The sequence below is a fragment of the Edaphobacter sp. 12200R-103 genome (assembly GCF_010093025.1).
Lineage (GTDB): Bacteria > Acidobacteriota > Terriglobia > Terriglobales > Acidobacteriaceae > Edaphobacter.
Genome location: NZ_CP048114.1, coordinates 2,331,863 through 2,355,195, shown reverse-complemented (window position 1 = coordinate 2,355,195; position 23,333 = coordinate 2,331,863). Strand labels below are relative to the sequence as shown.

At 58.0% G+C, this 23,333-nt stretch carries 20 protein-coding genes; 15 read left to right on the top strand and 5 right to left on the bottom strand.

From position 1 onward, the window contains the following. Window positions 1-36: 36 nt before the first annotated feature. Together GWR55_RS09810 and GWR55_RS09805 are read right to left on the bottom strand one after the other, a co-directional pair. Window positions 37-321, bottom strand: coding sequence for a hypothetical protein (locus tag GWR55_RS09810; protein WP_162402112.1), 285 nt, complete (start codon window positions 319-321; stop codon window positions 37-39). 333 nt (window positions 322-654) lie between these two features. After that, window positions 655-927 carry a hypothetical protein gene (locus tag GWR55_RS09805; RefSeq protein WP_162402111.1) on the bottom strand — a complete coding sequence of 91 codons (273 nt, stop codon included), beginning with the start codon at window positions 925-927 and terminating at the stop codon, window positions 655-657. A gap of 145 nt (window positions 928-1,072) precedes the next feature. On the opposite strand from GWR55_RS09805, the gene GWR55_RS09800 reads away from it, so the two are divergent. The 11 genes from GWR55_RS09800 (at window position 1,073) to GWR55_RS09750 (ending at window position 13,081) form a co-directional block, all read left to right on the top strand. Further along, complete coding sequence (locus tag GWR55_RS09800; RefSeq protein ID WP_162402110.1) at window positions 1,073-1,255, top strand: hypothetical protein; 183 nt, start codon at window positions 1,073-1,075, stop codon at window positions 1,253-1,255. After that, complete coding sequence (locus tag GWR55_RS09795; protein WP_162402109.1) at window positions 1,252-1,980, top strand: SIMPL domain-containing protein; 729 nt, start codon at window positions 1,252-1,254, stop codon at window positions 1,978-1,980. The genes GWR55_RS09800 and GWR55_RS09795 overlap by 4 nt, the downstream gene beginning before the upstream one ends. Window positions 1,981-2,280: 300 nt before the next feature. Further along, window positions 2,281-3,075 carry an acyltransferase gene (locus tag GWR55_RS09790; protein WP_162402108.1) on the top strand — a complete coding sequence of 265 codons (795 nt, stop codon included), beginning with the start codon at window positions 2,281-2,283 and terminating at the stop codon, window positions 3,073-3,075. A gap of 241 nt (window positions 3,076-3,316) precedes the next feature. Next, window positions 3,317-4,018, top strand: coding sequence for a site-2 protease family protein (locus tag GWR55_RS09785; protein WP_162402107.1), 702 nt, complete (start codon window positions 3,317-3,319; stop codon window positions 4,016-4,018). Between the two features lie 186 nt (window positions 4,019-4,204). Beyond that, complete coding sequence (gene trpS / locus GWR55_RS09780; protein ID WP_162402106.1) at window positions 4,205-5,380, top strand: tryptophan--tRNA ligase; 1,176 nt, start codon at window positions 4,205-4,207, stop codon at window positions 5,378-5,380. Continuing rightward, on the top strand, window positions 5,377-6,354 hold the full coding sequence (locus GWR55_RS09775; RefSeq protein ID WP_162402105.1) for a ScpA family protein: 978 nt from the start codon (window positions 5,377-5,379) through the stop codon (window positions 6,352-6,354). Before trpS ends, GWR55_RS09775 begins: the two co-directional genes overlap by 4 nt. Window positions 6,355-6,485: 131 nt before the next feature. After that, window positions 6,486-8,090, top strand: coding sequence for an inorganic phosphate transporter (locus GWR55_RS09770; RefSeq protein WP_162402104.1), 1,605 nt, complete (start codon window positions 6,486-6,488; stop codon window positions 8,088-8,090). 239 nt (window positions 8,091-8,329) lie between these two features. Beyond that, window positions 8,330-9,460: an SMC-Scp complex subunit ScpB gene (gene scpB / locus GWR55_RS09765; protein ID WP_162402103.1), complete on the top strand. Its 1,131-nt coding sequence runs from the start codon at window positions 8,330-8,332 to the stop codon at window positions 9,458-9,460. A gap of 56 nt (window positions 9,461-9,516) precedes the next feature. Beyond that, window positions 9,517-10,419 carry a pseudouridine synthase gene (locus GWR55_RS09760; RefSeq protein ID WP_162402102.1) on the top strand — a complete coding sequence of 301 codons (903 nt, stop codon included), beginning with the start codon at window positions 9,517-9,519 and terminating at the stop codon, window positions 10,417-10,419. Window positions 10,420-10,708: 289 nt separating this feature from the next. Further along, window positions 10,709-11,185: a peptide-methionine (S)-S-oxide reductase MsrA gene (msrA, locus tag GWR55_RS09755; RefSeq protein WP_162402101.1), complete on the top strand. Its 477-nt coding sequence runs from the start codon at window positions 10,709-10,711 to the stop codon at window positions 11,183-11,185. A 411-nt stretch (window positions 11,186-11,596) separates the two neighbouring features. After that, complete coding sequence (locus GWR55_RS09750) at window positions 11,597-13,081, top strand: DEAD/DEAH box helicase (RefSeq protein WP_238398312.1); 1,485 nt, start codon at window positions 11,597-11,599, stop codon at window positions 13,079-13,081. 41 nt (window positions 13,082-13,122) lie between these two features. On the opposite strand, the gene GWR55_RS09745 is transcribed toward GWR55_RS09750, so the two are convergent. Further along, complete coding sequence (locus tag GWR55_RS09745; RefSeq protein ID WP_162402100.1) at window positions 13,123-13,467, bottom strand: hypothetical protein; 345 nt, start codon at window positions 13,465-13,467, stop codon at window positions 13,123-13,125. A gap of 258 nt (window positions 13,468-13,725) precedes the next feature. Between GWR55_RS09745 and GWR55_RS09740 the strand changes: the two genes are divergently transcribed. Both GWR55_RS09740 and rocD read left to right on the top strand, forming a co-directional pair. Further along, entirely contained in the window at window positions 13,726-15,363 is a 1,638-nt protein-coding gene (locus tag GWR55_RS09740; RefSeq protein WP_162402099.1) for an ABC-F family ATP-binding cassette domain-containing protein, read from the top strand. A gap of 193 nt (window positions 15,364-15,556) precedes the next feature. Beyond that, a complete protein-coding gene (gene rocD, locus GWR55_RS09735) occupies window positions 15,557-16,804 on the top strand; it encodes an ornithine--oxo-acid transaminase (RefSeq protein ID WP_162402098.1) in 1,248 nt (415 codons plus the stop codon). Window positions 16,805-16,978: 174 nt separating this feature from the next. Here rocD and GWR55_RS09730 read toward each other — a convergent pair whose 3' ends face one another. After that, the gene (locus GWR55_RS09730; RefSeq protein WP_162402097.1) at window positions 16,979-18,001 is read right to left on the bottom strand and encodes an NAD(P)-dependent oxidoreductase; all 1,023 of its coding nucleotides are present in this window, start codon (window positions 17,999-18,001) and stop codon (window positions 16,979-16,981) included. After that, complete coding sequence (locus tag GWR55_RS09725) at window positions 17,998-19,104, bottom strand: Gfo/Idh/MocA family protein (protein WP_162402096.1); 1,107 nt, start codon at window positions 19,102-19,104, stop codon at window positions 17,998-18,000. The genes GWR55_RS09730 and GWR55_RS09725 overlap by 4 nt, the downstream gene beginning before the upstream one ends. Window positions 19,105-19,238: 134 nt before the next feature. On the opposite strand from GWR55_RS09725, the gene GWR55_RS09720 reads away from it, so the two are divergent. Together GWR55_RS09720 and GWR55_RS09715 are read left to right on the top strand one after the other, a co-directional pair. Beyond that, on the top strand, window positions 19,239-19,652 hold the full coding sequence (locus GWR55_RS09720) for a DUF2237 family protein (protein ID WP_162402095.1): 414 nt from the start codon (window positions 19,239-19,241) through the stop codon (window positions 19,650-19,652). Between the two features lie 293 nt (window positions 19,653-19,945). Then, the gene (locus tag GWR55_RS09715; protein ID WP_162402094.1) at window positions 19,946-23,317 is read left to right on the top strand and encodes a TonB-dependent receptor; all 3,372 of its coding nucleotides are present in this window, start codon (window positions 19,946-19,948) and stop codon (window positions 23,315-23,317) included. The last annotated feature ends 16 nt before the right edge of the window (window positions 23,318-23,333 follow it).

Sequence of the window (23,333 nt, the reverse complement as noted above, 5' to 3'; positions counted from 1 at the left end):
TTCGAGGGCCGGCGAGACCGGAGCGTACCGATGAGGCTAGTAGCTGAGAAACTCGTTCGATCCGCGGCGCAGACGGACGCCAGCCACCAGGAAGATGATGGAGAGCACACCTGTAAGGGCGTCCCAATAGACCATGGGGTGCGCCAGACCCGGCGAGAGCGTGAAGTCCTGACCGGCCCAGATCGTCACAAGGAAGAAGACGATGAGGCACTGAAAGCCGATGGTCAGGAAGAGCTGGCCGCGACGGCGGCGCCTGTCCAGATGTTCGACTTCGTCGGGGGTCAGATTCCGTTCTTCGATGGGCAGCAGTGTGTTAGCCATGATTCTCTTTCCAGTCTCCCTGCATTTTGTTACGGTTCGCGGGAAGCACCGCCGATGGGGCAGCAGCTTCTGCTCTATTAAACCATAGAGCATTGCGGCGGTTTGTTCTTTCTGTCCGATAAGGCGAGCGGCAGTCCGTTTACCGGCTGGAAAGGTAGCTGAATGATTGTTCCTCCATTTAAGAGATCGAACAATCGCGAGTATTCCTGTCCTTCGCGGGAGAGCTGGTGGCGCTGCGAGCAAAATACAGGGGTTCTTCGCCTCCGGTTCAGAATGACGGTTCCTGGAACAGGGTGACAGCTTGCTTCCGATTTCGCGCTTGCAGGAAGCGCTCTAGAGGAAGGCTACGGACTGAATGCCGGCGACTTCGAACCGCTTGCGGCAGCGGATATTCTTGCAGCCGACCATATCGTCGCGGCGCACCATGTAGCTCTGGGCCTTGGCGAAGCGTGCGCGGTCGCGCTCGTCGGCCCCGCGGGGCAGCTGACTTTTCTTTCTTCGCACGATCCAGCCGAGCTCGTATTCTCCTTGCTGTCCGCAGTGCGGGCAGGTCATGGTGTGGGTCCTCTGCTCCGGACGCTCCTCGAAAAAATCCCGTTCTTCCATCCTGCACCTCTTTGGTTTGCGGTCGGTTTTTTGAGGACTGCAAACCCACGTGCGGTCCGGCAGTTACCAGACCATAAGTACAAGAGTATTGCATAATCTCAGAGGGCCTCGCACGTAGACTGACAGAGGCTTACGGTGCAGGCAGATGAGCAAGGCGAAGAAACAGGTTTTCTCAGCAGTAAAGGCCGCCAAGGCAAACGCGCGTGAGCGCGTAGGGCAGCCGCCGCCGGAACGCATTTTGCCCGATCCGAAACAGAAGCGTGCAATTAAAGAGAAGCACAGGCAGACGCTTGCCGATCTCATCAACAGGACAGGAGAAGAACAATGACGCGATTTCGCATTGCCACCCTCAGCCTTGTATTGACTGGCCTTACTTTCTCGAGCCAGGCCCAGACCATTCAGGTCAATAAAGAGAACCGGACGATCGCCATTACGGCAACGGACAAAGTTACGGCGATTGCCGATCAGGCGACGCTGCATGTGGGCTTTATCGCCTATGGTCCTGATAGCAATACGGCGTATGCGAATGGCTCGAAGCTGTCCAATGGGATTGTGAAGGCGCTGACCGGCGCAGGTGTTCCGAAGGAGTCCATCCAGAGCGAGAGCCAGCAGGTTGCGCCCGTCCAGAACTACCAGCTCGACAAGCTGACCGAGGCCCAGAAGGCGCAGAGGCAGTTTCAAGTGACACAAAGCTGGACGATCAAGATGAATGCGGATGATGCCGCAAAGGCGCTGGATGTAGCGGTGAAGGCCGGCGCGAATCAGTCGGGTCAGATCGACTGGGGCTTCAAGGACGAGAATGCGCCCGAGACGCAGGCTGCAGCCAAGGCTCTGAAGCGTGCGCACGACCAGGCCGAACAGATGGCGACCAGTTTGAACGCCAAGCTGGGTTCACTGCTGTATGCCAGTAATGAGGTTCAGCCCAGCGGTCCCCGGCCCATGTTCCGCGCGATGGCGGCGGCGCCTGCGATGGAAAAGGTTCAGCCGCTGGCGATCAATCCGCGGGAAGTGGAGAAGATGGCCACGATCTATGCTGTCTTCGCCATCGAATAAGCTGGGCTGGGGAGACTTCCGCGAAGAGAAGGTGGTGATGCGGCGACCTCAGCGGCTAAAGCCGCCTTCCAGAAGGAAGTGTTTGCGGCACGGCTGAAGCCATGAGCCATGCCCTTAACAAGGCAAGTGTTTGTGGCGCGGCTGAAGCCATGCGTTAACATGCAAGTGTTTGTGGCGCGGCTGAAGCCATGCGTTAACATGCAAGTGTTTGTGGCGCGGCTGAAGCCATGCGTTAACATGCAAGTGTTTGTGGCGCATCCATGCATCCAAGTCAGAGCTGCATTGAGAAAGAGAGAAGCCATGCCTCAGTACACCTATCGCGAACTGAAGCCGACAGCCGAGGCGGAGTCCACTTTTCGCCGTTGGCTGGCGCAGCTGAACGACGAATTCACGCGGCACCAGTCTGTTGACCGCCGGTCGGAGATTGTGCGCGATGAGCTTTACCAGATGTATCTGGGAAGGCCCCACGGAGGACGTACGCCGGCCACGCTGACCAGCGAGCTTGCAAGTCATGCGCAGATGGAGTGCTTCGATCCTCGCAATGTAACGCTCGAGCCGGAGTACTACGGCGACATCGATGCGGAGAAATATGCGATCCGCAAGCCGTTGATCTGGTTCTGGCAGATGTTCGATCGATCTCCGCTGGGGCTGAATCACTGGCTGGGTTTCCGGTTCCGCTGCATGCTGGGGCATCACATCTTCAAGTCCATGGGAAAGGGCGTGAAGATCTTTCACAATGTGGAGTTCACCTACGGGTACAACCTCACCATCGAGGACAACTGCACCATCCACAGGAATGTGCTGCTGGACGATCGCGGGGGGATCATTCTGCGCGAGGGGACAAGCGTCTCGGACTACGCAAATATCTATTCGCACACTCATGACATCAACGTTCAGGCCGATGTGACCAACAAGCTGACGGAACTGGGGCCGCGGGCGCGAATTACCTATCACGCAACGGTGCTGGCAGGAGCAAATGTCGGCGAGAATGCGATGCTGGGAGCGATGGGGCTGGCGACGAAGGCTGTTCCGGCTGACGTTGTCTCGGTGGGGATTCCGGCGAAGGTGAAGCGGGGGAAGGGCCAGTCTGCTTAGGTGGGTTCGGTTTCGGTTGAGAGGCGGATTTCGTCGCTGCGCTCGAAAGTGAGGCTGTCCTGCTCCGGTCGAAATGAGGCTTCGGATGGAGAGTCATGTCGGTTCGGGCGAAATACAGGGATTCTTCGCCTTCGGCTCAGAATGACGGGGTGATGATGCCTGTGAATGAAGTGGAACTTAAGACTCAGCTTGCTGCGGCATTGATTTCCTTCTGCAAAGGTTGATCCTTTAAGCTAGGGAGATGGATCAGAACGTCATTCTCATACTCTTCCAGGTGTTTGCGCTCGTACTGGCCTTTAGCGTTCATGAGTGCGCGCATGCCTGGGTGGCATGGCGGCTGGGCGATCCTACGGCCCGGATGCTGGGCCGTGTGACGCTGAACCCGCTGAAGCATCTGGACCTTTTCGGCTCGGTGCTGATGCCTTTGATTGCCCTGGTCTATCACTGGCCGCTGATCGGCTGGGCGAAGCCAACTCCGGTGACGGCGCGGAACTTTAAGAACTACAAGCGGGACGACATTCTGGTGACCCTGGCGGGACCGGCAAGCAATCTTCTGCTGGCGACAGGGGCGCTGATTCTGCTGCTGCTGATCAAGCATTTTGTCTCCGGCGGAGCAGTGGCGGTCTTCACGGCCATGGCGTTGGCGATGCATTATCCCGGTGTCTCCACGGAGAATCTGCCGGCGCTGTTTCCCGTAGCGCTGCTGCTCTACTTCATCATCCTGATCAACCTGCTGCTGTTTGTGTTCAATCTGGTTCCATTTCCTCCTTTGGATGGAAGCCGGATTCTGCGTCACTTTCTTCCGTACAACGCGCTGCAGCTTTATGACCGCATGGGGATGCTGGCGCTGTGGATCTTTATGCTGCTGGCTGGAGGGTTCATCTTCCGCGTCTTTCTCTACCCGCTGCAGTCGGCGTTTGACGGTATCCTGGCGGCGCTTTAGCGGGAGGGTTGCTGCGATGGAAGGCGAGTCGGTGCTGATCGGGTAAAATTCATCGGCAATCATCAAACCGCAGATCCTTCGACTCCGCTGCGCTCCGCTCAGGATGACACTTCACAAGAAGGAATCACATATGCTGCCGATACTGCCTCCGCGGGAGCTTTCCCGTATCATCACTAGTTGAGAATCATGACCGAACCCACCTCTTCGACGACACGGCCACGGATTTTGAGCGGTATGCGGCCTACAGGAAAGCTGCACCTGGGCAACTACATGGGTGCGCTCTACAACTGGGTGAAGCTGCAGCACGAGTATGAGTGCTACTTCTTTATCGCGGATTTCCACGCGCTGACGACAGACTATGCGAACACAGCCAAGCTGAGGGAGAACGTTGACGAGGTCATCCTGGACTTTCTGGCCGCAGGACTGGATCCTGAGGTCTGCACGATCTTTATCCAGAGCGACGTAAAGGCGCACTTTGAGCTCAACGATCTGTTAGGCATGATTACTCCCCTTAGCTGGCTGGAGCGGGTGCCAACCTACAAGGATCAGCAGGAGCAGCTGAAGGAGAAGGACCTGGCGACCTTTGGGTTCCTTGGCTATCCTCTGCTGCAGAGTGCGGACATTCTGCTTTATAAGCCCCGTTATGTTCCTGTGGGAGCCGATCAGATTGCGCATGTCGAGCTGACTCGAGAGATTGCGCGGCGTTTCAACCAGTTTTTCCCTGGGGATTTTTTTCTTGCGCCGGATGCGGCACCATGGGAGATGGGCGCCATCCAGGAAAAAGCACGAAAACTTTCCGGAGACAAGACCAGGACGACCTTTTCTGCGCATGAACTTTATGAAGCGGCGCAGCAGACCAAGAAACTGACCGGCTTTGGCCGCCATGAGATTCTGCCAGAACCGGATGTGCTGCTGACGCCTTCTCCCAAGCTACCGGGTACCGACGGGCGAAAGATGTCCAAGAGCTACAAGAACACGATTCTGCTGTCTGATCCCGAGACGGAGATTCGGGCGAAGTTGAAGACGATGGTGACGGATCCTGCTCGCGTGCGCCGTGAAGATAAAGGCAATCCCGATGTCTGCCCTGTCTTCGACCTGCACAGGGTGTTTTCGAGCGTAGAGACACAGCAGAAGGCTCGCGAGGGCTGTACGACTGCAGGTATTGGTTGTATCGAGTGCAAGAGCTGGGTGGCGGATGCGATTGTCGCGCATCTGGCTCCCATCCAGGAACGCCGCCGTCACTATGAGGCGAACTTCGTTGAAGTAAAAGAGATTCTCCGGCAGGGGGCGGTACGCGCCGCAAAGCGGGCGAACCAGACCATGCAGGAAGTCCGCGATGCGGTGGGCCTTTCATCCTTATGACCGACGAAACTCTTCATCCTGACAATGCAACGCCGAAGGTTTATGAAGCGACAGAGCAGGAAGCTCTGACGCCTCATGAAGAGACCGCGCAGGAGCCGCAAGCGCAGGAACCGTTTGCGCTGAAGCATCCTGTGCCTGCTCCAGCGCCGGAGCCGAAGCGGCAGGCAAAGGAGAAGGACAGGGAGAAGGAAGAGGCATCGCAGTCGCCGTTTTCGGTGATCGTGGGGCAGGTCTACGATGGCCCGCTCGACCTTCTGCTGGACCTGATCCGGAAGCAGAATATCGACATCTACGATATCCCTATCGCGCGGATTACTGAACAGTTTCTGGAGTACACACATAAGCTGCAACAGACGGATGTGGACGCCGCGGGGGAGTTCATCTACACGGCTTCGCTGCTGATTCATATCAAGTCGAAGATGCTGCTTCCTCGCGATCCCAGTGACGTGGCCGGAGGCGAGGCGGAGGATCCACGTCGTGAGCTGGTGGAGCGGCTGCTGGAGCATGAACGCTTCAAGGCCGCGGCCCAGATGTTGATGCAGAAGCAGCAGATTGAGGAAGCGACCTGGACGAATCCGGGGATACGGGATTTTCGCGATTCGGCAGACGCCGAGCGGGAGATTGCGGCGGACACTGTGGATCTGGTTCGTGTCTTCCAGGACATTCTGGGGCGGCTGCGCAAGCGTCCCGTGCTGGATGTCGACGAGGAGTCGGTCACAGTCGCACAGATGATTGACTATGTGAAGCGGCGCCTGGTGATGGAAGACAAGGCGGTCTCGCTGAGGAAGCTGCTGCATAACACGCATACGGAGCGGGCGCTGATCTGCATGTTCCTGGCGATGCTGGAGCTGGTGCGTCTGCAGGCGGTTCTGTTCTACCAGCCGGTTGTACAGGGAGACATCCTCATCAAGAAAGCCGAAAACTTCGATCAGGTCTTTGCGGACCAGCAACAGGCCAGGGACGACTGGAAATAGTCCCGAGCCGCCGGGTTAGCGCTGGCTACTAAAGTCGATTTCTTTACCCGGTTTTTACATTCTGTTCGCAGAGCCGTCCTATGCTCAGCGTCACTGACCACGGGCCCGAATCCATCTCAAGGTGACGATTTATGGCGACGCCAGCCACGCTTCCAGGTTCTCTTCTCGACGAAAAGCTGAAAAAGTCCTCCCCCGGTAAAGTTGGAGCTGTCCTCTTTGGCTTGTTGCTGGTGTGTGGGCTTGGCTACATCGTCAGCCAGCTTGCAAAGGACCTGTCGTTCGCCCACACCGGTTCGATCTTTCCCTACTTTCTGCTGGGAATCGCTTTGCTGATCGCCCTTGGGTTTGAGTTTGTCAACGGCTTCCATGACACGGCGAATGCGGTTGCGACGGTGATCTATACACACTCTCTGGAGCCTCATATCGCGGTCGTCTGGTCGGGGCTCTGGAACTTTGTCGGCGTGCTCACCAGCTCGGGAGCAGTAGCGTATGCGGTGATTACGCTGCTGCCTGTCGAGCTGATCCTGAAGGTCAGCAAGGGATCGGGCTTCGCCATGGTCTTTGCGCTGCTGGTGGCGGCCATCCTGTGGAATCTCGCTACCTGGTGGCGCGGCCTGCCTGCCTCCAGCTCACATACCATGATCGGCTCCATTATCGGCGTCGGCATCACCAACCAGATGTTGCACGGCGCCAGCGGCGTGAGCGGCGTGGACTGGGAGCAGGTGACAAAGGTCTTCAAGGCGCTGCTGTTTTCCCCGCTGGTTGGATTTCTGGGCGCGGCAGTGCTGTTTGGGCTGTTCAAGCTGTTGCTGCGCGATCCGCGTCTTTATGAGGCTCCGAAAGGTACGGAGCCGCCGCCCTTCTATATTCGCGCGCTGCTGGTCCTCACCTGCACCGGTGTCAGTTTTGCCCATGGATCCAATGACGGCCAGAAGGGAATGGGGCTGATCATGCTGATTCTGGTGGGCACCGTACCAACCGCCTATGCTTTGAACCATGCCGTCACCCGGTCCCAGGTTCAGACCTTTGTGGCGGTCTCGCAGCAGACCTCGGATGCTGTTTCGCATTATCTCGATCCGAATGCCGTCGTGGCGGATTCCGGCCAGGAGCTGGAGCATTTTGTTTCTACGCATCAATTTCAGCCGGATACCATGCTGGCAATGCGGCAGATGATCAACGATATTCAGAACGAGGTCACCCGCTACGGCGACCTTGGGCGCGTGCCCGCCAATATGCAGGCCAACGTTCGCAACCAGATGTACCTTGTAAGCGAGACGATGCGCCTGTTGCCGAAGTATGGCCCCAGCAACATCTCCGACCACGATAAAAAGGTCTTCGGAAACTACAAGGGCTTTCTGGACCGTTCTACGAAGTTCATTCCTTCGTGGGTGAAGGTAGCGGTTGCTCTGGCCCTGGGACTGGGAACGATGGTTGGGTGGAAGCGAATCGTGGTGACGGTCGGCGAGAAGATCGGCAAGACTCACCTGACGTACGCGCAGGGCGCCTCGGCCGAACTGGTGGCGATGGCGACCATCCTCGCGGCGGATGGGTACGGGTTACCGGTCAGCACGACCCACGTACTTTCGTCGGGCGTGGCCGGGACGATGGCCGCCAACAAGAGCGGCCTGCAGGCGGCGACGCTGCGCGATATTGCCCTGGCATGGGTCTTTACGCTTCCGGCTGCGGCCGTCCTTGCTGGAGGCCTGTACTGGCTGTTCAATTTGCTGGTGAAATAGGTGGCGGGTTAGCTCCAGGCAGCGCTGACCTCAGTGGCTAAAGTTGCTTTCCGGGACAAAACCCATTGGCACGGCTGAAGCCGTGCCAATAAGCGAGCTGCGGTGAGGACTGCTCTCCTGGCACACGTATTCCGGGTGGGGAAACGCTCACTTTATCTCTTCCACTGTGCAAAACGCGTCCCGAATGCTCCTTCTGCTGGATGCTCTGGCGGGGCGGCCTTCTTATACACTCGTAGGCAATGAGCCTCAAAGCAAAGATCGAAGCCGTCATTTACGCATCGGAAGAACCGGTGACCCTTTCCCAGCTGATGGGCCTGCTCGGCCAGGAGGCCCAGGCCGAGCTTGACCAGATTGCGCAGGCCCAACAGGCGCTTGCCCTGGAGGGAGAGGAGCAGAACAGCGACGAGAGTTCCTCTGAAGCGAACGACGCACGTGATACCGATGTAGAGGGTTTGAACGAAGAGATTGTCGACTCGGATGAGACGTCTCCTGACGATGCCTCTGCCCCCGGGCCGGAGGGAGGGGCCGAGCCTGTCACCGAAGCGGCGGAGTCCCATCAGGAGATGGGATCTTTTCCGGAAGAAGTTGCCACCGCAGCTGCTACCGAGTCTTCTCAGGATGAGGAGGAGGCCGAGACTCCCGGACGGCAGTCCGCGCGAGAGGCGAAGGAGGAGAAGGAGAGAAACCGGAAACTGCGCGAGTACTTCCGCTCCATTCTCGACCAGCTGATTGTCGAGTACGCTAACGATCATCGCGGCCTGGAGATTCGTGAGGTTGCAAGCGGCTATCGCATGGCCACCAAGCCGGAGTATCACGACGCGGTGCGGGGTTTTGTAAAGTCGCTCAAGCCGCCCTTGAAGCTCTCGCTGCAGGCACTGGAGACGCTGGCAGTTGTGGCCTATAAGCAGCCGATTACGGCGCCGGAGGTGTCGGAGATTCGTGGGGTCGACTCGGGCGGCGTGCTGGGTTCGTTGATGGCCCGTAAGCTGGTGACGACTGCGGGACGCAAGCAGGTCATCGGACGGCCAATTCTCTATAAAACGACGAAGGACTTTCTTCTGCGCTTCGGGCTGAAGGACATCAACGAACTGCCCTCGATCGAGGAGTTCGAGAAGATGGCGGGAGAACTGGCCGAACAGGAGGAGATTCCTATGGAGCCGGCGCCGGAGCATCATGCACCGGAGAGCGCCGAGGAACTGGAACCAGAGCGGCATACGCATCTTCCGCAGGCCGACGGCAGCCCCGACCCGGTCGATGATCCGCTCGACGATCAGCTTCCCGACGATGAGCCTGAGAGCATAGGGGCTGAAGCGACAGAAGAGCCTGTGCAGGGCGAGAGCAGTGATCTTGTGGAGGAACCCGCCGAGTAGGTGGGAACTTGTTCTCCCAGGAAGCGGAGTCAGCCCGTTCAGGAGATAATGGAGGGATGACCGAACCGACCGAACAGAGGGGCGAACGCCTGCAGAAGATCCTTGCGGGAGCGGGAGTGACGAGCCGTCGCAAGGCGGAACAGCTCATTCTGGAGGGACGGGTCCAGGTCAATGGCAAGGTCGTCACCGAGCTGGGAACCCGTGCGGACGCCGACCGGGATCACATTCGCGTCGATGGCAAACTGCTGCATGGAAAAGAGCAGCGCCGCTACTACATGCTGAACAAGCCGCGAGGCTATGTCACCACGCTCTCCGATCCGGAGAAACGTCCCACGGTCGTTGAGCTGATGGCCAGCAAGCGTGGGCCTCATGGGGATTCCGTGCGTCTCTACCCGGTCGGGCGCCTCGATTATCTCTCTGAGGGCCTGCTGCTGATGACGAACGATGGGGGACTGGCCAACAAGCTGTCAAAGGCTGCAGCAGGCGTGGAGAAGACTTACCTCGTGAAGGTAGCCGGGGCACCGTCGCAGGAGGCGGTCGATCAGCTTCGCCGGGGCATTATGATCGATCGCGGCCGCCTGAACGAGGTGCGCAGCGGTCGCAGGGATCGCGTTCTTACATCGCCGGCAAAGATCGAGCAGGTGAGGGGCGGGGATAATCCGTGGTTTGAGCTTACCCTGACGGAGGGCCGAAACCGGCAGATCCGCAAGATGTTCGAGGAGGTTGGGCATCATGTGGAGAAGATCCGCCGAATCGGCTATGGCGCTCTGCGGCTCGATGTGCCTCCCGGGGAGTATCGTGAGCTGACGCAGGGAGAGGTGATGGCTCTAGAGAGAGCCGCACATGGCCTGAAGGTCACGCCGAAGCAGAGGGTTCCGGAGTTCGCCCAGCTCAAAAAGCCTGTTCCTCCGAAGAAGAAGCAACGTCCGGTCCCGAGGACCGAGGGCCGGCGGGGCTGATTTCCACAAAATTAAGATCCTGATAAGGTGCAGGCCATGCAAGCCATGAGGGGTTCGATGGCGGGCGGTGCTCCCTTCGGGAGAGAACTATCTTCCGGCTATCGAAAGATAGTCACGTGGCATTGACAGCTCCGGTTATAAGCGACCAGAATTACTCCCGCTATTCATCATCCGGGGGATGACAAACCGGTCGATAAGAGCATCCAATAGGTGTCGTCCGACTGCAACGAGGTGGTAAGTCAGTCGCATCACAGGCAAGTCGCAGTGTGCAGCAAAGGAGTCAGTAACAGTGGCAATCGAGAAGGCTACATTTGGTGCAGGATGCTTCTGGGGTGCAGAAGCAAAGTTCAATGAAATTATTGGAGTACTCGATACAACGGCGGGCTACGAAGGCGGAGACCTCGAGCGGCCGAGTTACCAGGATGTGTGTACAGACCGCACCGGCCATGCGGAGGTTGTTCAGGTTACGTTTGACAACTCACGAATTACATACGAGAAGCTGTTGGATGCATTCTTCGCGATGCACGACCCCACACAGGTCAATCGGCAGGGCCCGGACGTGGGTACGCAGTACCGCAGTGTGATCTTCACCCACAGCGAAGCACAGCTTGCAGAAGCGAGAGAGAAGATCGCTGAGTTAAACGCATCAGGCACGTACCGCAATGCCATCGCTACCCAGGTACTTCCAACGAAGGTGTTCTGGAAGGCTGAGGAGTACCACCAGCGCTACCTGGAGAAGCGTGGAATGGTGAGCTGTCATATCTAAACCGACCCCTTAATGAATCTGAAGTGGCGTGGCCGGTGAGCTGCGCCACTTCTGTTTTTCCCGGGGCGGCGCGGGCAGAGATTCGGCGGCTCCGCTTCCCGGAGTTGTGATATCCTCAAAAAGAAGGCGAGAAAGATTTCGTCCTCATCTGCTTTACGGGACGCCCCGGATGGATTCGGGCTGGCCAGAGACCGTGAAGCTTACTCCCCGCGCCCTTTCTGTTAATTTTCAGGATAGAATGCGCTGGTTGCTCTGGCTTGGACGGAAGGTCAATGGTGACCTTTCTCGCCGTGCAGCAGCGTACGCCCGAAGCAGGGCAAGCTGATAACCCCGGAATCCATGATGCGTCTTCGCATCGTTCTGCATTCTCCAGGCACACCGCATCGCTTGCGGCCTTACTTAAGGATTATTTTGACGACAATTTTAGAAGTACCTCAGCAGCTGGATTCGACTACCGCAAACAATTCCAGCAACTCACCCGTTTTTACAGACTTCAACATCTCGGACGCGCTCAAGAAGCGCCTGACAGACGCTGGCTTTGTAACCCCGACGCCGGTTCAGGCTGGAGCGATTCCTCCAGCCCTCGAGGGCCGGGACATTCTGGCGACAGCATCGACTGGAACCGGTAAGACTCTGAGCTTCCTTGTTCCGATGCTGGAGCGGCTGGACGCCACGTCCGCCCCGAGCACACGGGGTAAGCGCAGCCCGATCCGCGCGCTGATTCTGCTGCCCACCCGCGAGCTTGCAATGCAGGTGCTTGAGAGCTACTACAAGCTGATGCCCGGCATGAAGCACGACGCCGTGCTCGTCTGCGGTGGGCTCTCTGAGAACACGCAGCTTGAGAATCTCAATCGTGGCCCAAGGCTGGTGGTTGCTACTCCTGGCCGTCTTGAGGACTATCTTCGCCGGCGCCAGATCGATCTGTCGCATGTCGACATGTTCGTCCTCGATGAGGTCGATCGCATGCTCGATATGGGATTTCTGCCGCCGATTCGCCGCATTGTCTCCGCCATTCCCAAGGGAAGGCAGACGATGTGCTACTCCGCGACTCTGGATGCCAACATCCAGGAGGTCGTGCGCGACTACGTGAAGAACCCGGTTCGTATTGAGATCGGCACCACATCGAAGCCGTCGGATCGCGTGGAACTGCGCGTCTATACGGTGATGCAGGACCAGAAGCTTGGCCTGCTCAACCAGATGCTTCAAGAGGAGCAGGGAACCTTCCTGGTCTTCTCGCGTACGAAGCACGGTGCTGACCGTATCTCGCGCAAGCTCGAAAAGCTTGGGCACGATACGAACGCGATTCACGGAGATCGCTCGCAATCCCAGCGCAGTTCTGCTCTGAAGGGCTTTGCTACCGGAAAGCACCGCGTGCTGGTGGCGACCGACGTTGCAGCGCGGGGTATCGACATCTCTGACATTGCGCATGTCGTCAACTACGATCTGCCGAATGCGAGTGAAGACTTCGTGCACCGCATCGGCCGTACCGGGCGAGCGGGCGCTAAGGGCGTGGCTACGACGTTTGTCATGCCGCAAGAGCGTCACGACGCACGCAAGCTGGAGCGCGAATTGAAGATCAAGTTCGAGTGGCGCGAGGCCGACAAGAATCTTGAGAAAGAGGAGCGCAACAAGCCGGTAGATCTGAATTCCATTGTTAGATCCTCAGGGATCGTCAACCAGGCAGCTTCAGGCCTCGAGGCGTTGTTGGCGCTTGAGACCCGGTCCTGGCGTGGCGACGCAAACGGGCAGCCAGGCGCATCCGCAAACGGCGGAGACAACGGCCCTCGTGCACGTCGCAAGGGACGGAGAGGGCCTGGCGGAAGGCCAAGTGGCCCGTCAGGTCGTGCCAGCAGCAAGGCTCGCTCCGGTTCGCGTCCGAATCGCGGAGGGCGCTAAATAAGCGCTATGGGGCGATGCAGGCGAATCCTCTTTTATTTTTATAATGATCCGCTTGCATCGCCTTTGTGTTGAAAAAAGTCCTTAGTGACGGAGCGATTGAAGTTTTTGAATTTCTTCCGTCGAAAGTATGCTGTAGCCGCCCTGGTCCATCCTGATCCAGAGAGCAGGAGTGTCTGCGAGAAGAGCGGAGGCGGTGGCAGTGTCCTGGACGAGAGCGGCTGCCGTGGTTCCCGGTAGAGATACCAGCGGTACGCCAGCCCAAGAGCCGCGGCGAAGATCGCAATCTGAAGGAATGCTACCGGAAGATGAAGCAGACCATACTCGACCCGCGGATTCCCGATATACCGATATGCTGCAACGAACCGTGCGGCTGCGGCAGCCAAAGCTGAGAGGATGGCAACCAGATAGAAGGCAGAGCTGCCTGTCCAGGCTCTTGCGTAAACAGCGCGGGGATTGAGTTTCCTGAGCGTAAGGCCGCTCCTGAGGCGGATTAGCAGTGCTCCTAACTGCTTCTATTGGGATGCGGTTGATCGAATTTCTGCAAAATCTCAGCAAATTCATGCGGATGCGTCGTTATGATCCGCGCGCGGTCGGCTCTTCAGCTAGCGTTTAAGAACGCCGGACATGAGAGAATTAAGGTGATGATTTCTGTCTCCAATGTCACTATGCGCTATGGTTCGAAGCTCCTCTTTGAGGATGTTTCGGTCACCTTTACCACGGGTCGCCGCTACGGTCTGACAGGGCCGAACGGGGCGGGCAAGTCAACGTTTATGAAGGTCCTTACGGGCGAGATCGATGCCCAGAAGGGAACTGTTGTACGCCCGAAAAAGATCGGCGTCCTGAAGCAGGACCAGTACGAGTTCGACGCCTACCGGGTGATCGATACCGTCATCATGGGCAACAAGGGCCTGTGGGCGGCTCTTGAGGAGCGCGAGCGGATCTACGAGAAGCCCGAGCTGACCGACGAGGACGGCTCGCGTCTGGGTGAGCTTGAGGGCATCGTCGGCGACGAAGACGGCTATGAGGCCGAAGCCAACGCCGCCGTTCTGCTCCAGGGGCTCGACATCCCCGACGAGGTTCACGAGCGCAAGATGAGCGAGCTGCAGGGCGGCCAGAAGGTGCGCGTTCTGCTCGCGCAAGCGCTCTTCGGAAACCCTCAGGCGCTGTTGCTGGACGAGCCTACGAACTACCTTGACCTCGATTCAATTCACTGGCTCGAGAATTTCCTGAACCGCTACAACGGTACGGTTATCACGATCTCGCACGACCGCCACTTTCTCAACTCGGTCTGCACTCACATCGCCGATATCGATTATGAGACGATCATCACCTACACCGGTGGTTATGACGATATGGTGCTGCAGAAGACGCAGGTTCGTGCCCGCATCGAGAGCCAGAACGAGCAGCGTGAAAAGAAGATCGCGCAGCTGAACGACTTCATTGCGCGATTCTCCGCCGGTACCCGCAGCTCGCAGGTGAATTCCCGCAAGAAGGAAGTTGAACGCCTGGCAACGACTGAGCTTGCGCGTTCGAACATTCAGCGCCCTTACATTCGTTTCGACATGCTTCGCCCCTCTGGCAAGCACGTACTGGAGATAGAGGGCATCAACAAGTCCTACACCCAGCCCGACGGCAAGACCGAGCACGTCATCCACAACTTCAACGCGGCAGTCATGCGTGGAGACAAGGTTGTGTTGATTGGCCGTAACGGCCAGGGCAAGACAACGATGCTGAAGGCCCTGCTGGCCAACGCCGGTCTGGATGAGTCCGACCCGACCGCTCTCGATTCGGGCACGGTGAAGTGGGGCCATGAGGCGCAGATCGGCTACTTTGCGCAGGACCACAAGGGCTCTATCCAACTGGGCATGACGGCCGCTGACTGGCTGCACCAGTTCGATCCACAGGCCAGCCGCGAGGATATCCGGGGCATTCTGGGGCAGATGCTCTTCCGTGGCGAAGAGGGCAATAAGAAGACCGACGCACTTTCAGGAGGCGAGGCTGCGCGCCTATTGTTCTGCAAGCTGATGCTGCAGAAGCCGAACATCCTGATCCTCGACGAGCCGACGAACCATTTGGATCTTGAGAGCATCAACGCCCTTAACCAGGCTCTGCAGAAGTATGAGGGCACGGTCTTCCTCGTCACACACGATGAGGACCTGATCGATGAGGTTGGTACCCGCATCTGGCATTTTGAGGGCGGCCCGACCGACTTCCACATTACCGACCACAAGGGCCCATACGCGGAATATCAGGAGCAGCTTGCTTTGGCAGCCAAGTAAGCAGGCTCGTATACAACGAATATTTATTCATTCGATCGCAGGAAATGCGCGGCTTTTATGGCCGCGCGTTTTTCTTTTATGCATCGGATATGCATAAACTGCCCGTCTTTCGCGGGTTTTAGAAGGGCCGTGGAATAATAGAGAGATAAAGAGAGAAACTTCTATCGCTCTCGATCATGTTCAGGCGGTCGATATGGCAAGCTCAGTTCTGCACAGCGACACAACGGAAGATCAGAAAGACGGGACTACCGCAACCTCTCATCTTATTGCGCTTGAAGATACTTACGGCGCACACAACTACAAGCCTCTTGACGTCGTCGTCGAGCGGGCCGCTGGCGTCTGGATCTACGACGTGGAAGGCCGGCGCTACCTTGACTTCCTCGCCGCGTACTCGGCGGTCAATCAGGGGCATTGCCACCCTCGTATTCTCGCTGCGATGCAGGAGCAGGCGCAGCGCGTCACGCTGACTTCGCGTGCCTTCCGCAACGACCAGCTGCCTCTCTTCTACAAGGAGCTTACGGAGCTTACTGGTTTTGAGATGGTCCTGCCCATGAACTCCGGGACCGAGGCGGTGGAGTCGGCACTGAAGATTGCCCGCAAGTGGGGCTACAAGATTAAGGGAATTCCCGAAGGCAAGGCGGAGATCATCGTCTGCGCCAATAACTTTCACGGCCGCACGATCTCCATCATCAGCTTCTCCACCGAGGAGCAGTACCGCGATGGATTCGGGCCGTATCTGGCCGGCTTCAAGGTGATTCCGTTTGGCGATGCCAAGGCGCTGCGCGAGGCCATTACACCGAACACTGCAGCCTTCCTGGTCGAACCCATCCAGGGCGAGGCGGGGGTTCTGATTCCGCCCGACGGATTCCTCGCTGAGGCTGCCGCTGTCTGCCGCGAGAACAATGTTCTGTTCATCGCTGACGAGATCCAGTCCGGCCTGGGGCGCACCGGCAAGCTCTTCGCCTGTGAGCACGAGAACGTCACTCCTGATGTTCTTATCGTCGGCAAGGCGCTTGCCGGAGGTTTCTACCCTGTCTCCGCGGTGCTCGCTTCACGCGAGATTCTGGGCGTGCTGCACCCTGGTGATCACGGCAGCACCTTTGGTGGAAACCCGATGGCCTGCGCGATCGCGAGAGCCTCACTGCGCGTCATCGTAGAAGAGAAGCTGGCAGAGCGTTCTGCGGAGCTGGGTGCGCTGCTGATCGAACGCATCCGTCAGATTCGCAGCCCGCAGATCCGCGAGATTCGCGGACGTGGTCTGTGGGTGGCGATTGAGTTGAATGGACCGGCACGTCCGATCTGCGAGGCTCTCATGCGCGAGGGGCTGCTCTGCAAGGAGACGCACGATAATGTCATTCGCCTGGCTCCGCCGCTGACGATCACACGTGAAGACCTGTTGTGGGCGTGTGACCGCATTCAGGCGGTTCTTGAGGCGAAGTAAGGCCGCTGGAGTGGTCGAAGGCATTTCATCGAGAAACAATCCTTCGCCCCGTCATTCTGAACGGATGAAGAATCCCTGTATTCTGCCGATGGCGTCTAAGCTGCTTCGGGCAAAATACAGGGATTCTTCGCGTAGCTCAGAATGACTGTCGTCGTATCGAAGCCTTCATGACGATTACTTCGTCTTCTCCGGCTCCAGTCGGAATGCTGTCAAGGCCCGATCCAGCCCTTCGCTGGTGGAGATGAGCGGTCTCCAGCCGATGCTCTTCAGCTTTGTATTGCTGAACTGATTTCCGCCCCACATCGCCTGCGTCTTATAGGGCGTGAAGATCGCAGGAAGCTGACCGCGCGATCTCTCGCTGTAGCGTTCCACCATCTTCGATCCCCACATCAGGACAGGGTAGGGAACGGGGATAGACCGCACGGAAGCGACCTTGCTCTTGTAAAGCGCGAGATATTGCTTCGATGTGACGAGATCGTCATCGACGACGTTATAGACCTGCCCGGCTGCAGCGGGTGTCAGTGCGGCTACCACGATTGCCTCTGCGCAGTTGTCCACGTAGGTCAAAGGCAGCAGGTTGTTGCCGCCCAGATGGAGGAATCGTCCGAAGAGTTTGAGTCCCACTCTGTTCGAGAAGTGTCCGCCGCCCGGGCCGTAGATCACGCCGGGCCGCAGCACGACCAGATCGAAACCATACTTTGCGCTGTACTCCCAAAAGAGCTGCTCCTGCCTGAGCTTCGAGTGAGAGTAGACGTCGCGACGCTCCGGGTGGCGTTCGAGCGGAGTGTTCTCACTGACCATGGCGCCGCGTGGAAGCTCGGCGACTCCCATTGCTCCAAAGGAGCTGACCAGCACGACTCGTATCGGCCGCAACTCATTCACAACAGCTTCCAGCAGGTTGCGCGAAGCGACGACCGAGTCCATGAACATCTCGGCGGGCGATCCCTTCAGTGCTGCAGCGGCGTGAATCACCAGGTCGCAGGCGGAGACCGCTGGGGCGATCTCACCCAGGTTGCGGAGGTTGACAGCGACGAACTCGAGTCTTGCTTCCGGATAGCGGGATGCGATTGCCTCAAGGCCGCGTGCCTTCGACGGATCGCGTAGCATGCAGCGAATGTCGTTCTCGCCATGTGCGAGCAGACGCTCGACGATTGCCTTGCCAAGGAATCCACCGGCGCCAGTGACAAGAATCTTCATCGCACGCCCTCCTCGACCAGGGCCGGATAGACCTGCTGGATTACCCGGTCCATCACCGTGCAGACCCGGATGATCTCGGCGTAGGGAATCGGCGGCGCACTGCCAGTGCGAATCGACTGGTAGAACAGCTCCAGCAGCTTCGACATGCCGGCGAAGAAGTGAAACTCGCTGCGCCGGAACTGCCCGATGTTCTTTCTGCCTTCGGAGAAGTATCGTCCAGCCATCTGGAGTGGAGGTGCGAGCCGCCCTAACGCACTGGGGTAACGCTGCGAAGCCGTTGAAACTACGGTGCGATTGTTGAAGTCCACCGCGACCGTCGATTTTGTGCCGTACACCGTCAGGGTGTTCGCGACCGGGCGTGCGTGTGAGCACAGGCTCCCATAAGCGGAGACGCCTCCCGCCCGCAGAAAGACTCTCAACTCGTCCAGCATGGCATCGGTCGCGTCGTTACGGACGGCCTCGCGCCGCTTGTAGGCAAAGGCGTGAACCTCTGGCTCGATGTCGGGGAACAGCGGCACAATGCGATTGAAGATATGGTCCATCATGTTGTGGAAGAGCTTTCCAGGGAGGCGGTGCACCCAGTGTGCCGCGTCGCTCATCAGTGCCTGTCCGTAGGCTCCTGACAGATCGTAGCCGATGAAGGCCTCCACGTGGACCGGATCGCCGATCTCTCCAGAGGCCAGCATCTGCTTGAACTGCATAGCGGGAGGATCGAAGTTGGGCCAGTAGTTGATGCTCATCTGGCGACCGCCAGAGACCACTGTGTCGATGAGTCGCTGCGCTTCCGGGGCGGTGAGGGCTAGAGGTTTTTCCAGAAAGACATGCGCGCCGGCCTCGACGCACTGGCGCGTGAGGGGCAAATGGACAGCGGGCGGGGTGGTGATGTGGACGACGTCCAACTGCTCCCGGGCCAGCATCTCTCCCATATCTCCGTACCAGGCGGGAACTCCAAAGCGGACCGCCAGCTGCTCGGCCAGCAGGGGCTCACGGTCACACACCGCAGCCAGTTCGGCACCTTCCAGGTGTTTCACCACTTCCGCATGTCCGTCGGCGATCTTTCCGCAGCCGACGATTCCAACCCTTAGCTTCTTTAAATCCGTCATTTCCTTTAGCCTATCGAATCCCTGCTTTTTCTCCTCATGAAATTGCCGCATTAGGCGCCATTCTCACCAGAGCGGCAAACATGGGATACTTGCTTTGAGCTCGCAAACGACACTCAGAGGTTAGGCAATCCATCATGCCAGATTTGGAATCCACGACGGAGAGTATTCGAGGCAAGGGAAAGAATGTCCTCGGGCAGCCGCTGGAGACCTGCGGTTGCGAGCCGATGACTGGCTTTTATCGTACCGGCTGCTGCGACACCGGGCCGGAGGATCTTGGCGTCCATACCATCTGCTGCGTGGTTAATGAAGAGTTTCTTCGCGTTTCAAAGCTGCTTGGCAACGACCTCAGCACGCCGATGCCGCAGTATGGATTTCAGGGGCTGAAGCCTGGAGATCGCTGGTGTGTCTGCGCCGCCCGGTGGCTTGAGGTCGAGCAGGCTGGCGCTGGCTGCCCCGTTGTGCTGGAGGCGACCCATGAGGCCACGCTTGCCATCGTTCCCTTCGAGACGCTGATTCGCTATGCCGTAATTCCCGAAACACTGCACTGAGATACGAACGGAAGAGAATTTACGGCTTGTTAACCGCTGAGATTTGGCGAGATTTATTGTTGAACTAGCCGTTCTGAGGTGTGCTCCCGGTCAAGTGCCATCGTTCCAGGAGTTTGAAGATGCATCTTGACAGCGACTCTTCATAGGCTTGACTCTTAAAGTGCTGCAAATTTCCCGTTTTTCTTCGTAACTGAACCCAGCTTGCGGCGGATTTCACAGCCGCGCTGCGGCAGTAAGCCTTTTTCACTCACCGTCTTTCATCGGTGATGTCTTTCAAGGAGCCAGTTTCCAACATGAGCGATCTCTCTGCGTGTAAACGCCTCTTTTCCATGGTTGCGGCGACGGTTTTTCTTGTCTCTGCGACCATTCCCGGCCGGGGCCAGACCTCCGGCGTAGGCAATATCAGCGGCACGGTGACCGACAACAGCGGAGCCATCGTGGCGGGCGCCACGGTAACGGTCATCAATACCGATAAGGGAGTGACCCGTACCCTCACCACGGATGCAGCCGGTAACTATCAGGCGACATTTCTTCAGCCGGGTCACTATGAAGTGATTCTGGGCGGCGAGAGCTTCGGCAAGGTTGATCGCACGAATCTCCTCCTGACAGTGGGCCAGACCCTGACGGTCGACGCTGCGCTTCCTCCGGCCTCCGCCTCCACGCAGGTCGTCGTTACCAGCGATACCCCCATCCTCGACACGGAAAAGACCGAGACTTCACAGACCATCGGCCAGCAGCTCATCAGCAATCTTCCGGTCAATACGCGTAACTGGAGCGCCTTCGTTCTGAATACGCCGAACGTCGCTCCCGATGGCGGCAGTGGTCTTGTAAGCTTCCGCGGTATTTCTGGCCTTTATAACCAGAACTACGTAGACGGCGCCAATAACAACCAGATGCTCTTCTCTGAGGCCCGCGGCCGCGCATCGGGCGCTCCCTACGTTTACTCGCTCGATTCCATCAAAGAGTTCCAGGCAGAGACCTCGAACTATTCGGTTGAGTTCGGTCAGGCTGCCGGCGGACAGGTGAACGCGATTACCAAGTCCGGCACGAACGTCATTCATGGCGACCTGTTTTACTACCTGCGTTATCCGAGTCTGAATGCGCTGGATCCGCAGACAAAGTGGAGCGCGCTACACAATACCAGCAATGCACAGGCAGCCGCCTTCCTGCTAACCCAGCCGGTCCATCAGCAGCAGCAGTTCGGCGGCTCAGTCGGAGGTCCAATCATCAAGGATCGCCTCTTCTATTTCTTCACCTATGACGGCTTCCGTCGCGTGGGCAAGGCGCTCTATTACAACAACAATGTTGTGACGCTGACACCGACTCCGGACAGCAGCGGAACGGTGATCTCGCCGGCGCAGTGTCCTACGACGATTACCTCGGCGCAGTGCAATGCTGCGGTTCAATTCATCCTGGACAACGGCTTTGGCGCGCCTTCCCGCAACTCGAGGCAGAACATCTTCTTCCCGCGCATCGACTGGCACATCAACTCGAAGAACGATATGTTCGTCAACTTCAACTGGGCGAACTTCGATTCCACCTACGGCTACAACGGATCGAACACCTTCAGCGGAAGCTCGCCCTCGACCAACGGTCCTACGAGCTACCACGAGCGCTTCCTGGTTGCGGGTTTGACCAGCCAGATCTCCGATCGCTCCATCAACCAGGTTCACTTCCAGTACGGCCGGGATCTTGAGACGGCGGGGGCCAATGCTGCCGGTCCGAGCGTAGGTATTGGAACCTTTACCTATGGCATGCCCAACGCGTTGCCTCGTACCGCCGAGCCGGATGAACACCGTACACAGATTACCGATGTTTTTTCGACCACACGCGGCCATCACAGCTTCAAGTTCGGCGGGGATGTGAACATCGTTCACGAGGTGATGATCAATCTCTTCCAGGGCGGCGGTATCTATAACTACTCCGGAACGAATAACCAGATCAACTTCCAGAACTGGGCTGCCGACAGCTTCCGTGGACAGCCTGGAGACACCGATCCGCTGGCGGGATATCACTTCACCAGCTTCGTTCAGACGGTCGATCAATTGAATCCTGCGGCCAAGGCGGGTCTCGACGACTTCTGGATGAAGATGCTGGATGCCTTCGCGGAAGATTCGTGGAAGATCCATCCGAACCTTACCCTCACGCTGGGAATCCGCTGGGATCTTCAGATCACTCCTCCTCCCGTCCAGAACAACACCAATTTTCCTCCCATTTCGACGCTTTATAGCAGCACGATCAAGAACACAGATCGCTTTCAGCCTCGGGTGGCTCTTGCCTGGACGCCGTTTGACGGCACGGTGGTTCGCGCCGGTTACGGTCTCTTCTCCGGCTTGAACCAAGGCTCGACCTATTACGCGATGCGTGTAGAGAACGGCGTGGTTCAGGTGAACTACAACTTTACCGGCTGCGGCTCGACCTGCACACCGAGCAGCGCCGCGAAGGTGGGCCTGCAGTTCCCGAACGTTCCCTTCCTTCCTCCGGGACCTTCGCTCTCATCCGCGATCATTCCCAGTGGAGCAGCCCAGCCCCAGGTTTCGGGTTCCGGAACTCTCGGTTCGCAGAGCTTCCACGGCCTCGATCCTAACTTCGTTCCTCCGTATGCGCACGAGGCTGAGCTTGGTGTCGAGCAACTGCTGCCGGGCAAGATGACTCTTTCGGTCGGCTATGTCGGCACTCGCGGCATGCGTCTTCCCATCTTTGTCGACGCCAATTTGCGTGGTCAGACCCCGACGGGCGCCCGTACTTACAACGTGGTCGATTCCAATGGAAATCTTCAGCAGCAGCTTACGGTTCCGGTCTACAGAGTGCAGGATCGTATCGTCCCGACCCTGCAGTCGTACAACACCGGCTTCTCTGTTGCGAACACGTGGTACAACTCGCTGGCTGTCAGCGTTCGCAGGCCTTTCAGCAATGGCCTGGAGCTGTTGGCGAACTACACCTGGGCTCACTCGACCGATACCGGTCAGGTGCAGGGTTCCAGTGGAACCTTTTACGGCGGCGACACCCCGCTTGATCCCAACCGTTCCAATCTTGATAACGGCAACTCCGATACCGACATTCGCAACCGCTTTGTGATGAGCTTCGTCTACCAGCCGAAGATCATGCAGGAGAACGTCTGGGTGAAGCACATCCTCGATGACTTCCTCTTCTCGGGCAGCTTTACGGCCTCGGGTGGACAGCCGATCTTCATGGGCATGAGCGGCACGGTCTTCAATGGCGGTAGTGGAAGCTACGGCTCCGGCGGCAATATCTACGGTGGCGCCATCAGCTCCAGCTCGGGCTTTGCGACTACAGGCCGTCCTCCACAGATTGCCCGCAACAGCATTTACGCACCGGGCTATAACAACCTGGACTTTCGCATCTCTCGGGATGTTCCGATCCATGACAACATCAAGCTGCAGTTTGTGGGCGAGGCCTTCAACCTGCTCAACCACCGTATCATCACCGGTGTGAATGGCACCCATTCGCAGTATGCAGCTGCAGCCTCCTCTGGAGCCTGCAATGTTGCTACTCAGGTTCCGGGTACGGCAGAAGCTCCCTTGCAGGGATGCATCGCTCCCTACTCCGGAAAGGGTTCCAGCGCCTTCGGTGCTGTCAGCTCGACCAGCAACTCGCTTTACGGTCCACGCCAGCTTCAGGTGGCCGCGAAGTTCTTCTTCTAAACTCCCCGTTCAAAAC

Excerpts from the sequence above, each read along its gene's own strand:
- GWR55_RS09810 (WP_162402112.1), bottom strand. The coding sequence starts at position 321 with ATGGCTAACACACTGCTGCCCATCGAAGAACGGAATCTGACCCCCGAC.
- GWR55_RS09805 (WP_162402111.1), bottom strand. The coding sequence starts at position 927 with ATGGAAGAACGGGATTTTTTCGAGGAGCGTCCGGAGCAGAGGACCCAC.
- GWR55_RS09800 (WP_162402110.1), top strand. The coding sequence starts at position 1,073 with ATGAGCAAGGCGAAGAAACAGGTTTTCTCAGCAGTAAAGGCCGCCAAG.
- GWR55_RS09795 (WP_162402109.1), top strand. The coding sequence starts at position 1,252 with ATGACGCGATTTCGCATTGCCACCCTCAGCCTTGTATTGACTGGCCTT.
- GWR55_RS09790 (WP_162402108.1), top strand. The coding sequence starts at position 2,281 with ATGCCTCAGTACACCTATCGCGAACTGAAGCCGACAGCCGAGGCGGAG.
- GWR55_RS09785 (WP_162402107.1), top strand. The coding sequence starts at position 3,317 with ATGGATCAGAACGTCATTCTCATACTCTTCCAGGTGTTTGCGCTCGTA.
- trpS (WP_162402106.1), top strand. The coding sequence starts at position 4,205 with ATGACCGAACCCACCTCTTCGACGACACGGCCACGGATTTTGAGCGGT.
- GWR55_RS09775 (WP_162402105.1), top strand. The coding sequence starts at position 5,377 with ATGACCGACGAAACTCTTCATCCTGACAATGCAACGCCGAAGGTTTAT.
- GWR55_RS09770 (WP_162402104.1), top strand. The coding sequence starts at position 6,486 with ATGGCGACGCCAGCCACGCTTCCAGGTTCTCTTCTCGACGAAAAGCTG.
- scpB (WP_162402103.1), top strand. The coding sequence starts at position 8,330 with ATGAGCCTCAAAGCAAAGATCGAAGCCGTCATTTACGCATCGGAAGAA.
- GWR55_RS09760 (WP_162402102.1), top strand. The coding sequence starts at position 9,517 with ATGACCGAACCGACCGAACAGAGGGGCGAACGCCTGCAGAAGATCCTT.
- GWR55_RS09740 (WP_162402099.1), top strand. The coding sequence starts at position 13,726 with ATGATTTCTGTCTCCAATGTCACTATGCGCTATGGTTCGAAGCTCCTC.
- rocD (WP_162402098.1), top strand. The coding sequence starts at position 15,557 with ATGGCAAGCTCAGTTCTGCACAGCGACACAACGGAAGATCAGAAAGAC.
- GWR55_RS09730 (WP_162402097.1), bottom strand. The coding sequence starts at position 18,001 with ATGAAGATTCTTGTCACTGGCGCCGGTGGATTCCTTGGCAAGGCAATC.
- GWR55_RS09725 (WP_162402096.1), bottom strand. The coding sequence starts at position 19,104 with ATGACGGATTTAAAGAAGCTAAGGGTTGGAATCGTCGGCTGCGGAAAG.
- GWR55_RS09720 (WP_162402095.1), top strand. The coding sequence starts at position 19,239 with ATGCCAGATTTGGAATCCACGACGGAGAGTATTCGAGGCAAGGGAAAG.
- GWR55_RS09715 (WP_162402094.1), top strand. The coding sequence starts at position 19,946 with ATGAGCGATCTCTCTGCGTGTAAACGCCTCTTTTCCATGGTTGCGGCG.